Source organism: Mesobacillus persicus (assembly GCF_900109925.1).
Taxonomy (GTDB): Bacteria; Bacillota; Bacilli; order Bacillales; family Cytobacillaceae; genus Mesobacillus_B; species Mesobacillus_B persicus.
The window spans coordinates 1-15,778 of record NZ_FOBW01000004.1 but is presented as its reverse complement, the minus strand read 5'-3'; the positions used below and the strand labels follow the sequence as shown (position 1 = coordinate 15,778).

Sequence of the window (15,778 nt, the reverse complement as noted above, 5' to 3'; positions counted from 1 at the left end):
AGGGAGGATTAGCAAGCTCGACGCCTCGAAATCAAAAATAATGGAGGGTTTACAATGAAATTTGTTAGATTCTTGGTTGGATCAGATTCGGCTGCAGGGATTCTCGAAGGAGAAACCGTTAGGGAAGTAAAGGGAGACATTTTTACTAGTTGGACCTATACAGGCAATGTATTTTCTCTTAGTGATGTAAAGCTTTTAGCTCCATTAGAGCCCAATTCAATTATTGGAATTGGAGCCAACTATGTTGCTAAAAAGGAGGATTTGCCAAGCGAATTACCATCTATTCCAGTGTTTTTCTTTAAACCAACATCATCTGTAATCGGTCCGGGGGATGAGATTGTCATTCCAGAAGGGATTGAACAAGTGAAGTTTGAATCTGAATTAGCAGTAGTTATTGGAAAGGAAGCAAAGAATGTTCCTGAGGAAGATGTCTTGGATTATGTTTTTGGTTACACCGTTGGCAATGATGTAACTGCTCCACAATTCTTCCGTGAAGATGGTCACTGGACGATTGGAAAATCGTTTGATACGTTCACTCCGCTTGGGCCAGTAATTGAAACAGAGTTAGATCCTTCTGAAGTAAAGGTAGAGGCTAGATTGAATGGTGAAGAAAAGCAAAACAGTTCAACGGAGTTAATGATTGTTACGCTAAGGAAGATGGTTTCCTACCTTACCAATGTAATGACGCTTAAGCCTGGAGATGTTATCTTAACTGGAAGCCCACTTGGTGCGGAAATGGTTGGTGCAGGAGATGTCATCGAGTGTGACATTAAACAAATAGGAAATCTACGTAACTCTTTCGTTACAGCTAATAGTAAAGTTCTATAATTTTGCTTGAACAGCAACCAAATTTTGAATAGTACAGGCATTACAAATTATTATTAAAAAAGGTTTACTTCCGTATAGTAGGAAGTAGACCTTTTTTATTTAAAATAAAAAGTTATTAAAATAGTTGAAATTGATTGAACTTTTAGTATAATTATTTTGAGGCTTTGTTATACAACATGAGAATCTTAGTTATATAACAATTTTGTACAAAGCACTTGCACTTATTACTTTATGTAAACGCAAACAAAGGGGGTTTTGTATTTTGAGCACTGGTGTATTAGCATTTTTATCTCTTTTACCTATTTTAGCTGTTGGAATTTTCCTTGTCGGAATGAGGATGCCAGCAAGCAAGGCTATGCCAATTTCCTACCTGGTAGCGATTGGTCTCGCGCTATTCATATGGAAGGTTCCCGGGGCAAATGTTGCAGCTGCATCCATTAATGGCTTAGTTGTCGCTGGAACACTGTTGTACATTATTTTTGGGGCTATTTTATTATTAAATACCCTTCAAGAAAGCGGTGGTTTGAAAACCATTCGCCAAGGATTTACCGACATTACGGAAGACAGACGAGTACAGGTTATTATTATCGCCTGGCTGTTCGGCTCCTTTATTGAAGGTTCTGCTGGATTTGGAACACCGGCAGCTGTAGCTGTTCCACTTATGGTTGGTCTTGGATTCCCAGCAATGGCAGCCGTTGTTTCGGGGATGATCATCCAGAGTACACCTGTATCGTTTGGTGCTGTAGGTACACCAATGATTGTTGGGGTGGGCAATGGTTTGGCAGCGGACCCTAGCATTAGCAATAATTTCTATGAGCTTGTTGGCCTAATTGCGGGAAAGGTTGCCATTCTTCATATGGTGGCTGGAGCACTTATCCCACTCTTTGTTGTAGCGATTATGACAAGATTCTTCGGTAAGAATAAATCATTTTCCGAAGGGCTTAAGATTTGGAAATTTGCGCTATTTGCTTCTTTCGCAATGACGATTCCATATGTGTTAGTGGCCAATTTCCTTGGACCTGAGTTTCCGTCAATGATTGGTGGCTTAACAGGTTTAGCGATCGTTATCTTTGCGGCTAAAAGAGGATTCCTCATGCCTCCAAAAGAAGAAGTGTGGAACTTCGAAGATAAGTCGAAGTGGGATCCTGAATGGACTGGACGAATTGAAATTAAAGATATTGCTCACAAAAGTGGTAGTATGACTATGGTTCGAGCTTGGGCTCCATATATTTTGGTTGGGGTACTACTCGTAATTTCAAGATTGAAATCGCTGCCATTTGTAGATTGGCTACAATCCTGGACATTAGCAGCAGAAGATATCTTCGGTTCAGGAATTACGGCTAGCTTTCAGCCTCTCTATTCACCAGGGTCAATCTTTATCCTTGTTTCATTAATCACTTTCTTCATCCATGGTATGAATGGAAGTGCTTATAAATCTGCTTTTACCCAATCAGCGAAAACTACGGTTGCAGCATCAACCGCGTTAGTTTTTACTGTTCCAATGGTTCAGGTGTTCTTAAACTCTGGTGGAGGAGCAGCTGGTTTTGAACGGATGCCGATTGAACTTGCGAACGGTGTTGTTGCACTGGCTGGGGAATACTGGCCAATTTTCGCGACCTTCATTGGTGGCCTTGGGGCTTTTATTGCTGGAAGTAACACAGTAAGTAATATGATGTTCTCGTTATTCCAGTATGATGTGGGTACACAAATTGGAGTGGATCCTACGTGGATTGTTGCTTTACAGGCTGTTGGTGGGGCGGCAGGAAATATGATCTGTGTTCACAATGTTGTCGCAGCATCAGCGGTAGTTGGGTTAATGGGGAAAGAGGGAGACGTTATTCGTAAGACAATCTTCCCATTCGTCTATTATGCTCTGCTCCTCGGCTCACTTGGGTACTCAATCGTTTGGTATGCAGATAAAGGGCTCTTCAATTTAGGTTCCTTTATTGTCGCCTTAATTGCTTTTGCAGCTATTTATATTATTGCTACTAACAAGAAGAGAGCCGAAAAACTTACAATCACTCCTCCAGGAGGAAAGTCATTCTAATTAAAAAAGGTCGCTACACATTTAAATGGGTAGCGACCTTTTTTGTTCTTTGGAAAGAGGGAAGAGGAGGGGTTACTGCATTAGAATTAAAAGAACTCCGTTAGAATTAAGCATGGGTAAGTCCCTTTTGCATTCCACACTCACTATCTTTCAAATTGCTCAATTCTCTCCCGTACAAATGTGGGAACTGGTTGTTTCACATGTGTCAGTGGATTATAGCTTACATAAATAATCTCAGCAATCAATAATGGATCAGTTTCACCTTCTCTTGTTATTTGAAACTCCATTGTCATACTACTGTTTCCGATTTTGGATGTACGACACCAGATATTCAACCAATCGTTTAATCGAGCTGAACTCTTATACTCCAAGGTTGTTTTTGCAACGACAAAATCAAACTTTCCCTCTTCTGCAAGTTCCATTAGCTCCAATTTCAATCCTTCTTGAAAGTACTCTGACACAGCAATATCAAGATAGGTTAGATAGTGAGCATTGAACACAATTTTTTGTCCATCAATTTCTGAATATCTTACCTTTAATTTGTGTGAAAAGTGAAACCCTTCGACCATTACTAGCACCATCCCTTAAAAACAATTAATATTTTCAGAATTTTATAACTAAATAGTAACATAAAAAAGGAGCCTCAAACTAGGCTCCTTTTTCACATTGTTTAAGAAAGTGCTCAAATTTTTCTGCTGGAAGTGGTCGGCGGAATAGATACCCTTGCATGTTTGTACAGTTTCTTGAAAGTAAAAAGTCTTTTTGATGTTCTAACTCTACTCCCTCTGCAACCACCTCTAGGCGTAAGCTTTTTGCTAGGTTGATAATTGTTTCAGCAATTTCTGTTTCACTGAGATCAGGTTGAATATCTTGGATAAAGTTCTTATCTATCTTTAGGCAATTAATAGGTAACCTTTTTATATAGCTTAAACTTTTTAACAAAGGCATATAAAAAAGTTTTGTGAATTTTAATAGAAAGGCCTGTACATTTAAGAAATATTTAAGAAATTGTTTATTCCCAGTTTAGATTTAAAGATTATTCTTTGGATGTAAACAAATTTGTAGTTTGGGAGGTTTGAACATGAATAAGAAGTTTCTTGCTGCAATAGGGATTAGTGGTGTCTTGATGATTGGAAGTGTCTATTCCATTTCCGCTAATACATCGGGGTACGAGATGTATAAGGATGCTTTAAAAAAGACTCATCAATTGGATAGCACGACAATGAATGCGAACTTGAATCTAAAGAACAATAATGAAGAAATTTATACGATGGACGCCGTTGTAAAGACGAACCTGGTAAAAGATTCAATGGAAGGGACAAGTTCGGTATCCAATGGCAATCAGACAAGCAAGTATGAGATGACCAAACAAGAAGGGCAGTTTTATGTCCAGAAAGATGAAGAAGCCAGGGTCTATACCATGAAGTCTGAAGCTAGTCCCCATAACTTTGATTCAGAAAACAGCATGGAGCTAAAACAGGATCTAGAAAACCTAGTGGATGTATTAACGAAAAACTACCAGCAAAAAATCACTGTTAATGCCAATGAAGATGGTACTCAAGAAATCAATCTTGAATTGACGAGTTCAGAGTTACCAGTTGGAGCAAATGCGATTACATCTTTGATGTTTAAACATGCAGTTATGCTAGAGGATAATACACAGGAATCTAGCTTCCATGATGTTAACCTTCAACTGCCAAATTTAAAAGAGGATATTCTCATTCAAGATGTGAAGGTATCAGCGACAATAAGTAAGGAGAGTTATGTACAGAAACAGACTGTTAGCGCAACGATCACTGGCAATGATGCTTCTGGAAAATCCCATACTCTACAGCTTGCGTTTGACCTTCAACTAACAGACACAAATAAAACGGTAATTACACCAATGGATCTGACTGGATTAGAATTAGTTGAATTTCAACATGGTCACGGCAAGTGAAAAATAAATGGGGGCTAACTCCGAGAATGGAGTAAGTACCTAACGGGTGGGTGATAGAATGGGAACGGTGTTGGAGGTAACAGGTGTAAGTAAACAGTATCGAAATGGCAGGGGCATTAAGGACCTCCATTTATCGTTAGAGCAGGGGAATGTAATGGGGCTAATTGGTCCAAATGGAGCCGGCAAAACAACGTTGATGAAATGTATCACAGGGCTGGTTCAACCAAGTGGTGGTAGAATCATTATCTTTGGAAGAGAAATTGGTCATGATTATAAAGAGGCGATCCGTCCTGTTGGCGTCTACATCGGTATGGGAACAATGTACCCACATTTATCACCCTATCAAAATTTGAAAATGGCGTTACGATTTTACCCAGAACTCGGTGATTCTAGAATTGATGAAGTTCTCGAACAGGTTGGACTTCTCCAGTTTAAGCGAGATATCGTTTCCTCATTTTCGTTGGGGATGAATCAACGTCTAGGACTTGCGGCTGCTTTGTTATCGAAGCCAAGTCTAGTGATTCTAGATGAACCGGCTAATGGTCTTGATATCGATGGAATGCTTCTTTTTAGGAAAATCGTTGAACAGTTATCTGCTGAGGGGGTTACCTTTTTAATTTCTAGTCACTTAACGGGAGAGCTTGAACGTATTTGCAGTCATTTTAGCATCCTAATTGGCGGAGAACTGAAATTCACTGGTCCGACTGAAAGTCTTGGAAAGGGGAAATCAATTGAGGATCACTACGTTGAAAGGTTAGGAGGTAATTTCTATGCGCCAAGCAATAATGATCAATACGATGAATGAAATAGAGAAGTTGACTGCGAAGCCAGGGGTAAAGCTTTACTTTTGGCTTGCTGCACTTGGACCGGTTCTAATGGTGTTTTTAGCTGAGAAAATACAAACAAATGATATGATTACGCTCCCTGCGTTGAATGTCAGCTTTTCAATCCTTCATGCGTTCATTCTGCTTGTGCTTCCTCTCTTTTCGTTTATGGCGGCTTCCGACCTTTTTGCAGGGGAATGGGACAAAGGCTCCCTTTTTCATGCAAGGCCTGTCAATCGTTTGGAGTTATTTTTATCTAAAAATACAGCAATTGGATTACTATGTATTTCTCAATTAGTCATCGTCTGGTTATCAGGAACTATCAGTTTGGCGGTGGTCGAAAGAGAAGTGATCTGGTCGGAAACAGGTTCAACACTATTATCGATGTTTATTTCTATTTTTCCGTTGGTGGCCATTATCTGTTTTGCTTCTTTTCTTTCTCAATGTTTCAAACATAGTTCAACTGCTCTAAGTTTTATGATCTTTGGCTATTTGATCATGGTTGGTTTGCCTTTTCTCTTTCCGCAGGCGACAAACCTTTTCCCAACAGCCTATCTTGATTGGCATCTACAGTGGCATGGAAATGTGAACATTTCATGGATAAGTATGAGTTTTCTATATTTGTTCTCATTTAGTTCATTGTTTTTTACATCAGGCTACTATATTTTTAAAACAAAAGAACTATAACGAAGGTGTTTAACTTGTCCATTCGGAGTCGATTGATTCTCTCTTATATTGCTATGGTGGTTGTACCAATTATTTTATTTATTATTGCGGGTTTATTAATCATGGCTTTTTTTCGCGGGGATATTAGAGAGTTAAGTAGCTTATTACCAGAAAGTCATAATTATAAGCAAACTGTTAGTGAGGATGCAGAGCTGTTTGGCGATATAAAGGAAACGTCCTTGGTGAATCCTGTCCGTTTTAATGATCCTTCTTTTCTTTTAGCTATCCAAGAAGAACTAAATAGGACAGAGAGTTTTCTCATCATACGACAAGGGGAAGAGATTCTCTTCTCCGCGCGCGAGGTCAATCACATTACTGCAGAGGATCTTCCTGAATTCGGGTACCATTCATCAGATAATAATATTGAAGAAATCAATCATAAGACATACTCTATTAAACAACATGATTTTTATTTACCGGAAAAAGGTATAGCGTCCATCTTTCTTATTAAGGATGCTAGTGTATTGGTTAGTCTTACACAAACTTTCTACCCCTTGTTGTTTACTGTTTTACTGCTCATTCTAGTTGTTACAAATGGGATCTTAACTTATTACGTATCTAGAAGTATTGTTAAGCCAATCAATTCCCTTAAAAGTGCAGCCCAGAAGATTAAAGAGGGCAAGCTGAATAACTCAATTGATGTTAAAGGGAAGGACGAATTAACCGAGTTAGCTCAGACCTTTGAAGCCATGCGATTACAGTTGAAAGAGTCGGCAACTGTTCAAGCACAATACGAGGAAAACAGAAAAGAATTGATTGCCCATATTTCCCATGACTTGAAAACACCCATTACCTCTATTAAGGGGTATATTGAGGGGATTCAGGATGGTGTAACCACTTCACCAGAAATGCTAAATCGCTACATCCAAACAATCTACCAAAAATCAAATGATCTTGACCATTTAATCGATGAATTATTTCTCTATTCGAAGCTAGATTTAAAGAAGGTTCCATTTTCATTTGAACTTGTAGATTTAAAAGAATACCTATTAGACTATGTGGAGGAGCTTGGCTTCGAGCTTGAAAAGAAGAAGGTAGACATTCACTTACACTACGATCATACGGCATGTTATCAAGTACATTTGGATCGGGATAAAATCAAGCGGGTTTTCTCTAATATCATTGATAACAGTCTTAAATATATGGATAAAGAGAAGGGAATCATTGACATAGAGCTCTCTTTAGGTAAAGGTCAAGTTAAGATAGAAATCGCTGATAATGGACCAGGTATTCCCAGTGAGGCTATCCCTTTTATCTTCCATCAATTTTATCGCGCGGAGCAATCGAGAAATAAGCAAACTGGCGGAAGTGGACTTGGCCTTGCTATTGCCAGGATGATTGTCGAAGAGCATGGAGGGAAGATAGCTGTAGAAAGCGGTCAAGATATCGGTACGAAAATCATGATCTCGCTAAGGGAGGTGTCCTAATGAAGAGAGTACTAATTATTGAAGACGAACAAAGTATTGCTGAGTTAGAGCGGGATTATTTAGAGATTAATGGATTTGAAACTGAGATTTCTTTGTTTGGGGACGAAGGGCTGAACCTTGCGTTAGCTAAGGATTTTGATTTGGTTTTATTAGATGTGATGCTACCGAATATTAGTGGGTTTGAAATTTGTAAAAAAATCCGCCAAGTGAAGGATATCCCAATCATTATGGTGACAGCAAAAAAAGACGAAATAGATAAGATAAGGGGGTTCGGTTTAGGGGCCGACGATTATATTGTTAAGCCCTTTTCACCCAATGAATTAATAGCTAGAATTAGAGCGCATCTCTCCAGATATGACCGACTATTAACTAAAAACCTTGAAACTACGACCAACGAAATTTTTATCCGCGGGTTGCACATTGACCGCTCTGCGAGAAAGGTGTTTGTTGATAACCGTGGGGTGGTATTTACAACAAAAGAATTCGATGTATTGGTATTTTTAGCGACGAACCCGAATCAAGTGTTAAGCAAAGTCCAGCTCTTTGAAAAAATATGGGGCTATGATAGCGTGGGCGATATTACGACCGTTACCGTCCACATTCGAAAAATACGTGAAAAAATAGAACGGGATCCCTCAAACCCAGTGTATATTGAAACAGTCTGGGGAGCTGGTTATAGGTTTAAAGGGGACTAAGGAGGAAAAATAATGACACATGCACATATAACCGCGTGGGTACTATCAATCATATTATTTATTGTTATTATGTTTATGCAAAAACAAGGCAAAAATACGAAGGTCTTACATATGATTTTGCGAGTGTTTTATCTACTAATACTTGCTACAGGAATTGTAATGCTATTCGGTTTATATCAAATCGATTTTATGTACATCTTAAAGTCACTTTTAGGAATTGTGTTAATTGGTTTGTTTGAGATGATTCTCGTTAGAGGGAAGAAAGGAATTAATCTGAACTCACTTTGGATCGTGTTTGTTCTTGTATTTGTCATTGTGCTCTATTTAGGCTTTAAATTGCCATTAGGTTTTTATTTATTTTAATGTCTCCTACCAACAGATAGGAATCCAATAAGGTACCTTTACAAAAACCATTTGAATAAAAGGAATATCACTAATAACCTGTTCATAGGCATATAATGTCTGGTGGACAGGTTTTCTTGTTGTTACTTATGATTACCGCTTGATTAACCACTAGTAAAAATAGCAGTGTTCGTTAACAGAATAAATTTGGTATGATAGTTTGAAGTCATGTTTAAAGTTTATCAATAAACAATCAGTTGGAGGGAATAATGAAGGATTGGATATTTTCATTTATGGAAGAGTTTGGTTACATTGGGATTATGCTTGTCATTGCGTTAGAAAATTTATTCCCACCAATACCTTCAGAAATCGTCTTACCTTTTGGTGGGTTTATGACGACGAGAACAGAGCTAACTGTGGCAGGTGTAGTTATTGCTTCTACAATAGGCTCGGTGCTAGGAGCAGTTATTTTATATTTGGTCGGAAGGCTTGTTAACGTCGACAAATTGGAAAAATTTGTGGACCGGTGGGGCCACCTCTTGAGAGTATCAAGAAAGGATATCCGTTCAGCGGAAGGTTGGTTTATTCGATATGGTAATTGGACGGTTTTCTTTTGCCGCCTTATCCCGGTTGTTCGAAGCCTGATTTCCATTCCAGCTGGCATGGCTAAGATGAACTTTACAACGTTCATCCTTTATTCAACAATGGGGACTGTTGTCTGGAATACCATTTTGGTCAGTTTAGGCGCATTTCTTGGCGAGTCATGGGAAGATATCCTTGGATATGTTGAACTATACAAAGACATTTTCTATGTTCTTTTTGTTGTCGCAGGACTTGTGTTTATCATCTGGTATTTAAAAAGAAAACGAAAATCCTATTAATTAGTCTCAATTGACAATTCAATTAATCTATTTTAATCTTAAAAAGTAATAAATTGTATATTCCTATTTAAAGGGGAGTAGCTGTACAATAAAAGTCGTCATGACGAGAACTATGTTCTCCGGCTTTATTGGCAACAATTTTGTTGTTAGCAAGACCTTTACTTAATGGTAAGGGTCTTTTCTGATTCCTTTACGGCCTTTACCGTCACGGTAGGGGCTTTTTAACGCCGGAAAACCGAATAAAGGGGGATTACATAATGGATGTTGCTTTATTACTAGAATATGGATGGGTACTTTTGGTCCTTGTCGCTATGGAGGGACTTTTAGCAGCGGACAATGCTTTGGTACTTGCAATTATGGTAAGACATTTGCCGGAAGAGCAGAGGAAAAAGGCTTTGTTTTATGGTTTAGCTGGGGCTTTTGTTTTTCGTTTTGCTTCTTTATTCGTCATTTCCTTTTTGGTCGATATATGGCAAGTGCAGGCGATAGGTGCACTTTATCTTTTGTTCATGTCACTTAATCATGTTTTCCGAAAATGGGTGAAAAGTAAGGCGGAAGATGAAGTAGAGGAAAAACTAGGTAAACCCAAAAAGAAGAAAAGTGGCTTTTGGATGACCGTGTTCAAAGTGGAGGTAGCAGATATTGCTTTTGCTGTTGATTCCATTTTGGCTGCGGTTGCGTTGGCAATGACTCTACCTAATACTTCACTACCAAATATAGGTGGAATGGATGGAGGGAAATTCCTCGTCATTTTCGCCGGTGGAATGATGGGAGTCATTATTATGCGTTTTGCTGCAGGCTTATTTGTTAAGCTGTTAGAACAAAAACCTGGCTTGGAAATGGCTGCTTTTATCATTGTAGGTTGGGTCGGTGTCAAGCTTGCAGTCTTAACACTTTCCCATCCAGCTTTAGGAATAATCAGCGAACATTTTGCTCACTCAACCATTTGGAAGACAACCTTCTATGTTGTGTTAGTAGGAATTGCCGTAGGCGGTTGGTTCCTATCGAAAGATCAGTCCGTTGAAGCAAGAGAAAAAGCATCACAGGTTTCGTAATGATAGAGGAGCAGACTTTTAGGGTTTTAGTCTGCTCCTTTTTTAATACCCGCGTTTTGTATAGTAATTTTGTGTATAGTAAGGTTGGGATTGTGTGTTAAAGGCCACACCAACACCTAGCATTTTAAATTCTTCTTTTAGAATATTTTCTCGGTGACCGAGTGAGTTCATCGAACCTTCATGTGCGTACACACTACTCGTTTGCCCGTAGGCAAGGTTTTCACCTGCTGTTGAAAAGAGGATATTGTCCGCCTCCATTCGATCGAAAGGTGATTGTCCATTAAGATTCGTGTGACTAAAGAAATTATTTTCAGCCATATCGATACTGTGCTTTCGTGCAGTTTCTTTTATCACATCATCCCACTCAAGGACCGGAAGTCCATGTTTCACTCTGGCAGCATTGGTGAGGTCGAACATTTGATATTCAAATCCTTCTTTTAACTCATCATTTGCTTTTGTATAAAAATCGCTCCTCTGTTGTTCTAAGCTCTCCTCAATGATTTGAATCGCCGTGACGGTATTATTCTGGTGTTTATCATAAAAAATCGAGACATAACTACCGTCGATGAGGAATAAGTCGTAATCCCGTTCTTTTGGCAGCTGATAAAACACCATTCCTTTTTGGATTCGTTCGAGGGAACTTCCAAGTTTTTGATGAACTACTTCTCTAGGACTACCTAGACGAATCTCATTTGTGGATGATACTAAGTCATGATTGGTATACAGCCCAGCCACATGGTTTTCTTCATCATAGGCAATCATTAAGAAATTTTGAAAGTTTTGGTGATATGCATGCCATTGGGTACCGTATTCATTAATAGAAGATCGGTTAGGGGCGCCGAGTTGCTTTTCCACCTCTGACCTTGTTGCCCCTAGTTCAATATTAGAAATGGAAAACATCTCTTTAGAGGGTTGCGTAAGCTCAGGTCTTTCAATTTCTATTTGGTTTTCCTTTGGTACACTATCACCTATTAAGCCCTCGTTAATAAAGTCTTTAAGAACGTTTAAATCTTCAGTTACAGTTGATAGATCGGTATTTTCTTTTATAGCACCAATTTCAGTTATGATAGAACTAATTGGATTATCCCCAAACCGTTCTTCTATAACTGGCCAAGAATTGTATAACAAGAATCCGATTAGGATAACAAAGAAAAATCTCACTGGGTCTCACACCTTTCTAAACAAAATGTACGATCAATTAACAAAAGTACTCCTATTGCAGTATTCTTTATCTTAAATATCGCCACAAATAGCTCTTTTTATAGGGGGCAGGATAATTTCTATAAAAGCTCTAAAGATTGAGTTTTTAACCGTAAATTGCTCCGTAACTTATAAAGGGAACACTAGGATAGACTTGCTAATTCTCTCAATATCTGTTATATTATAAAAGAATTATTTTTGTTCGGTATATAAGGGAAGAACAAATATTGGTTTTCGCCTGGATACATAATGAGCAAGAATAGTAATAAAATGTGTGGACTGCACACTAGGAGGCAACAAATATGGAAAACGGTAAAGTAAAATGGTTTAATGCAGAAAAAGGTTTCGGATTCATCGAGCGCGAAGGTGGAGATGACGTATTCGTTCATTTCTCAGCTATCCAAGGCGAAGGCTTCAAGACTCTTGAAGAAGGCCAAGATGTAACTTTCGACGTTGAGCAAGGAGCTCGTGGACCACAAGCTGCTAACGTTCGCAAAAACTAATTAGCCAAACACACACAAAACAGACTCAGTTATTGGGTCTGTTTTTTTCTTTGTAGAAATTCAGGATATCACGATCTCTGGCTAAATTAGTATCGGAGTGTTTTTCAGGTGAAACGATTTACTTGACGCTATTTTCTTGTAATAATACACTAATACAAGAAAAGATTCAAAAAACTTTAGCGTAGAAAAGGGGTCCGTATGAAGTATAAATTCCTTATCCCATTTTTAATTTCTATTCTTTTCCTTGCCGCATGTGGGCAGACCGGATTAGAAAAGCCGATTACTTTGGTGGATCAGAATAACGAAGAGGTCGAGTTTCCTACCGGTGAGCCGGTTGTTTTCTTTTTTATCACTTCTTATACTTGAGGTATCTGCCAACAGCAACTAGTTGAGTTGCATTCAAACTTAGATCAATTAGATGGAATTGATGCTAAAAAGTATATTATAAGTAAGGATAAACCTGAACATCAGCTAGAACTCTATACTCAGCTTGAAGAGTATTTCGGCGAAAGCTTACCATTTGTTTCTGATGAGAACTTAGAACTTATTGAACATATGGAGATGAAAAATGAGGATACAGCTTATAGGGGTTATGCCTTGATTGATGGCAACGGTGCCCTTGTTTTCAATACAATTAATGATTTCTGGGGAGAACAAGCCGATAAAACGGTGGAGGAAATTAAAGAAGAACTTGAAAAACTAAAATAAATGCAAAATCCCCTAGGAGAAATCCTAGGGGGTTACTTTTGCTAGAAAAGAAAAAACCTTGCTGTTTTAGCAAGGTTTTCTTGATGGAGAATAGGGGGCTCGAACCCCTGACCTCTTGCATGCCATGCAAGCGCTCTCCCAGCTGAGCTAATCCCCCGTACTTTGAAGTTAGGTACAAGAAAGATTATAGCCGCTTACGCACGAACATGCAAGAAGAAATTTTGATTTAGGAATATAAGATTATAGTTCTTCAATTTTGACTCTATTAATTTCAGTAATAGAGGAAACGTCTTCGTAAATATCTGTTGTTCGACGGCGGAAGTTTACTGTGATAACAAGCTGAACAAGCTGATCGCCTTCCTCAAGGTCTTTTATCCGTACTTTCTTCAACGACATTTTGCCGTTTTTTAATTTTTCGAGAACATTCGATATCCCTTTTTTGTTACTCACCTGGAACTCTAGTGCTAATTCCTTTTCGCGCAATTGTCTAGGACCTATCCAACCCATTAGAAAGGGCATAAACTCAACGCTGAAAATCAATAGGGCTACCCCGGCAATCGCCTCGATATAAAACCCAGCACCTACTGCGATCCCAATTCCAGCTGCTCCCCAAATCATTGCGGCAGTAGTCAAACCTGAAATCGTATCATTGCCTCTTCTTAAAATAACCCCTGCTCCTAGGAAGCCTATACCAGAAACAATTTGAGCTGCTAAACGGAGAGGGTCCATTGTGATATTAACATCTTCATCCCCGGGGAACATATAAGCTGACTCAATAGAAACAATCGTTAGGAGACAGCTTACAATACTGATGACCAAGCTAGTTTTTAACCCCACAGGTTTCCGCTTTAGCTCCCGTTCAAGACCGATTACAAGTCCAAGAAATGCAGAAATCCCCAACCTAATCAGTGTCTCGGAGTCAATCATATTTGCAATCATTTTGTCCCCCCTATTGATAAGTTTCCTTTATATATCTTTATAATAAAAAGGTTCAAGCATTCCTGCTAAATTTCCTCCTAAAATAAAAACTTGATTTTAAAATATAACAATTTATAAAAAACGTTTTAAATGCTTGTATGAATTCTCAAATAATATACACTTCTATTATAAAGTTGAAAGGGGAAAACGATGGAGAGAAAAAGGGTTAATCCATACCTTGTACTTACAATTGGTATTATTGCTGTGTCTACTTCGGCGATTTTGGTGAAGGTCTCGTCTTCACCTTCAGGAGTTGTCGCCTTTTATCGGCTCTTATTTTCTGTCTTATTCATGCTACCGTTATTTCTATTCAAATATGTTACTGAACTTAAAGTAATTACAAGACGTGATTGGTTCTTTTCATTGGCTTCTGGAGTCTTTTTAGCTTTTCACTTTATCCTGTGGTTCGAATCTTTAAACTACACTTCAGTTGCCAGTTCAACGGTTTTGGTTACCCTTCAGCCATTATTTGCTTTTGTAGGAGCGTATTTTTTCTTTAAAGAGAGAGTATCTTTTAAAGCAATTTTGTCAGCGGTCATAGCAATTATAGGTAGTGTTATTATTAGTTGGGGTGATTTTAAAATAAGTGGTTCTGCGCTTTGGGGAGATATTCTTGCTATCGTTGCGTGTGCCTTAATTACGTTTTATTTAATGTTTGGTCAATCTGTCCGAAAGAGAGTTTCTTTGATTACCTATACATTTATTGTCTATTCTATTAGTACAATCACTCTGTTTATTTATCTCCTGTTCACAGGAGATCCCTTTTTGCCAATCCAGAAGATCGACTGGTTATACTTTGTCCTCCTTGCATTGGTCCCAACGCTTTTTGGTCACACATTATTAAACTGGGCAGTTAAATGGGTCAGCACTTCAACAATATCAGTGGCAATCTTATTTGAACCAATCGGAGCAACTGTATTAGCTTATTACATAATAGGTGAGACTGTTGGCTGGTCCCAGTTAACCGGCGGCTTAATTGTACTTGCGGGGATAAGTCTTTTTATAATTGATGAACGTAGATTGAGAATTTCTGAGGTTAAAGCAAAAACAAGTCTTAAGGCCAAGGTCCACTAAAGAATGGAAAACACCCCCTATGTGCTAGGGGGTGTTTTCACATAAAAGAATAAGTTAGTCCAGAAAAAAGAAAGGCAGAGGTAACCGTGAAAATAAAAGTACCGCCAGACACTTTCCCTTCGCTATTAACGATTTTGATTCCCTCTATATAGGAATAAACAAACAAAAATACAGCCATTAGAAAGGAAAGATAAAGTGCTATTGTTTCGATAATTGGTCACGCCCCCTTATAAAAAAATCATAGCTTGTCTATAATCTATGATGGAGATTCTCTCTATATGCTACAAAAAATCATAAAGGATATTACATAGAGTGAAAAAAACTTCAAAAATTATATTGCAAACATTTTAAGTCCATGATATATTTAATTTCCTGCTAACGACGGGGCGGTCATTTCAACACTTCAAATAAATAATTTGAAGAAAATGATCGAATGGTGTTGACAAAAAAACGCCAACACGTTATAGTAATAAAGTCGCCTTGAGCGGCAGTTAAATAAGATTGTTCTTTGAAAACTAAACAAACAAGCGTCAACAAACAATATTTATCAT

General features: G+C 38.3%; 18 protein-coding genes and 1 tRNA gene. 14 read left to right on the top strand and 5 right to left on the bottom strand.

Annotated features, from left to right (window positions below):
• Positions 1 to 54 precede the first annotated feature (54 nt).
• Together BMX30_RS06990 and BMX30_RS06985 are read left to right on the top strand one after the other, a co-directional pair.
• The gene (locus BMX30_RS06990; RefSeq protein WP_090742829.1) at positions 55 to 828 is read left to right on the top strand and encodes a fumarylacetoacetate hydrolase family protein; all 774 of its coding nucleotides are present in this window, start codon (positions 55 to 57) and stop codon (positions 826 to 828) included.
• A 262-nt stretch (positions 829 to 1,090) separates the two neighbouring features.
• A complete protein-coding gene (locus BMX30_RS06985) occupies positions 1,091 to 2,875 on the top strand; it encodes an L-lactate permease (protein WP_090742826.1) in 1,785 nt (594 codons plus the stop codon).
• A 143-nt stretch (positions 2,876 to 3,018) separates the two neighbouring features.
• Here BMX30_RS06985 and BMX30_RS06980 read toward each other — a convergent pair whose 3' ends face one another.
• Both BMX30_RS06980 and BMX30_RS06975 read right to left on the bottom strand, forming a co-directional pair.
• On the bottom strand, positions 3,019 to 3,444 hold the full coding sequence (locus BMX30_RS06980) for an acyl-CoA thioesterase (RefSeq protein WP_090742823.1): 426 nt from the start codon (positions 3,442 to 3,444) through the stop codon (positions 3,019 to 3,021).
• Between the two features lie 79 nt (positions 3,445 to 3,523).
• Positions 3,524 to 3,823, bottom strand: coding sequence for an EAL domain-containing protein (locus tag BMX30_RS06975; RefSeq protein ID WP_090742821.1), 300 nt, complete (start codon positions 3,821 to 3,823; stop codon positions 3,524 to 3,526).
• Between the two features lie 133 nt (positions 3,824 to 3,956).
• Here BMX30_RS06975 and BMX30_RS06970 point away from each other — a divergent pair, with 133 nt between their 5' ends.
• The 8 genes from BMX30_RS06970 (at position 3,957) to BMX30_RS06935 (ending at position 10,764) form a co-directional block, all read left to right on the top strand.
• The gene (locus tag BMX30_RS06970) at positions 3,957 to 4,814 is read left to right on the top strand and encodes a hypothetical protein (protein ID WP_090742818.1); all 858 of its coding nucleotides are present in this window, start codon (positions 3,957 to 3,959) and stop codon (positions 4,812 to 4,814) included.
• 58 nt (positions 4,815 to 4,872) lie between these two features.
• Positions 4,873 to 5,619, top strand: a complete 747-nt coding sequence (locus BMX30_RS06965) for an ABC transporter ATP-binding protein (RefSeq protein WP_090742815.1) — start codon at positions 4,873 to 4,875, stop codon at positions 5,617 to 5,619.
• Positions 5,585 to 6,325: an ABC transporter permease gene (locus BMX30_RS06960; RefSeq protein ID WP_090742812.1), complete on the top strand. Its 741-nt coding sequence runs from the start codon at positions 5,585 to 5,587 to the stop codon at positions 6,323 to 6,325. Before BMX30_RS06965 ends, BMX30_RS06960 begins: the two co-directional genes overlap by 35 nt.
• Positions 6,326 to 6,339: 14 nt before the next feature.
• Entirely contained in the window at positions 6,340 to 7,791 is a 1,452-nt protein-coding gene (locus BMX30_RS06955; RefSeq protein ID WP_090742809.1) for a sensor histidine kinase, read from the top strand.
• Positions 7,791 to 8,486, top strand: a complete 696-nt coding sequence (locus tag BMX30_RS06950) for a response regulator transcription factor (protein ID WP_090742806.1) — start codon at positions 7,791 to 7,793, stop codon at positions 8,484 to 8,486. The genes BMX30_RS06955 and BMX30_RS06950 overlap by 1 nt, the downstream gene beginning before the upstream one ends.
• Before the next feature lie 12 nt (positions 8,487 to 8,498).
• Positions 8,499 to 8,849, top strand: a complete 351-nt coding sequence (locus BMX30_RS06945; RefSeq protein WP_090742803.1) for a YisL family protein — start codon at positions 8,499 to 8,501, stop codon at positions 8,847 to 8,849.
• Between the two features lie 248 nt (positions 8,850 to 9,097).
• Complete coding sequence (locus BMX30_RS06940) at positions 9,098 to 9,709, top strand: DedA family protein (protein ID WP_090742800.1); 612 nt, start codon at positions 9,098 to 9,100, stop codon at positions 9,707 to 9,709.
• 257 nt (positions 9,710 to 9,966) lie between these two features.
• A complete protein-coding gene (locus BMX30_RS06935; protein WP_090742796.1) occupies positions 9,967 to 10,764 on the top strand; it encodes a TerC family protein in 798 nt (265 codons plus the stop codon).
• A 42-nt stretch (positions 10,765 to 10,806) separates the two neighbouring features.
• Here BMX30_RS06935 and BMX30_RS06930 read toward each other — a convergent pair whose 3' ends face one another.
• Positions 10,807 to 11,925 (bottom strand): CAP domain-containing protein, encoded by a 1,119-nt coding sequence (locus BMX30_RS06930; RefSeq protein ID WP_170843813.1) that lies wholly within the window; start codon positions 11,923 to 11,925, stop codon positions 10,807 to 10,809.
• 341 nt (positions 11,926 to 12,266) lie between these two features.
• Between BMX30_RS06930 and BMX30_RS06925 the strand changes: the two genes are divergently transcribed.
• From BMX30_RS06925 to BMX30_RS06920, 3 genes are all read left to right on the top strand, one after another.
• The gene (locus tag BMX30_RS06925; protein WP_090742793.1) at positions 12,267 to 12,467 is read left to right on the top strand and encodes a cold-shock protein; all 201 of its coding nucleotides are present in this window, start codon (positions 12,267 to 12,269) and stop codon (positions 12,465 to 12,467) included.
• Positions 12,468 to 12,665: 198 nt separating this feature from the next.
• Entirely contained in the window at positions 12,666 to 12,833 is a 168-nt protein-coding gene (locus BMX30_RS23450) for a hypothetical protein (RefSeq protein WP_170843812.1), read from the top strand.
• A gap of 3 nt (positions 12,834 to 12,836) precedes the next feature.
• Complete coding sequence (locus BMX30_RS06920) at positions 12,837 to 13,175, top strand: redoxin domain-containing protein (RefSeq protein ID WP_090742790.1); 339 nt, start codon at positions 12,837 to 12,839, stop codon at positions 13,173 to 13,175.
• 84 nt (positions 13,176 to 13,259) lie between these two features.
• Here the strand turns inward: BMX30_RS06920 and BMX30_RS06915 are convergent.
• Both BMX30_RS06915 and BMX30_RS06910 read right to left on the bottom strand, forming a co-directional pair.
• Positions 13,260 to 13,332: transfer RNA gene (locus BMX30_RS06915), tRNA-Ala, on the bottom strand.
• A gap of 83 nt (positions 13,333 to 13,415) precedes the next feature.
• Positions 13,416 to 14,114 (bottom strand): MgtC/SapB family protein, encoded by a 699-nt coding sequence (locus tag BMX30_RS06910; RefSeq protein WP_244532521.1) that lies wholly within the window; start codon positions 14,112 to 14,114, stop codon positions 13,416 to 13,418.
• A gap of 189 nt (positions 14,115 to 14,303) precedes the next feature.
• On the opposite strand from BMX30_RS06910, the gene BMX30_RS06905 reads away from it, so the two are divergent.
• Entirely contained in the window at positions 14,304 to 15,227 is a 924-nt protein-coding gene (locus BMX30_RS06905) for a DMT family transporter (protein ID WP_090742787.1), read from the top strand.
• The last annotated feature ends 551 nt before the right edge of the window (positions 15,228 to 15,778 follow it).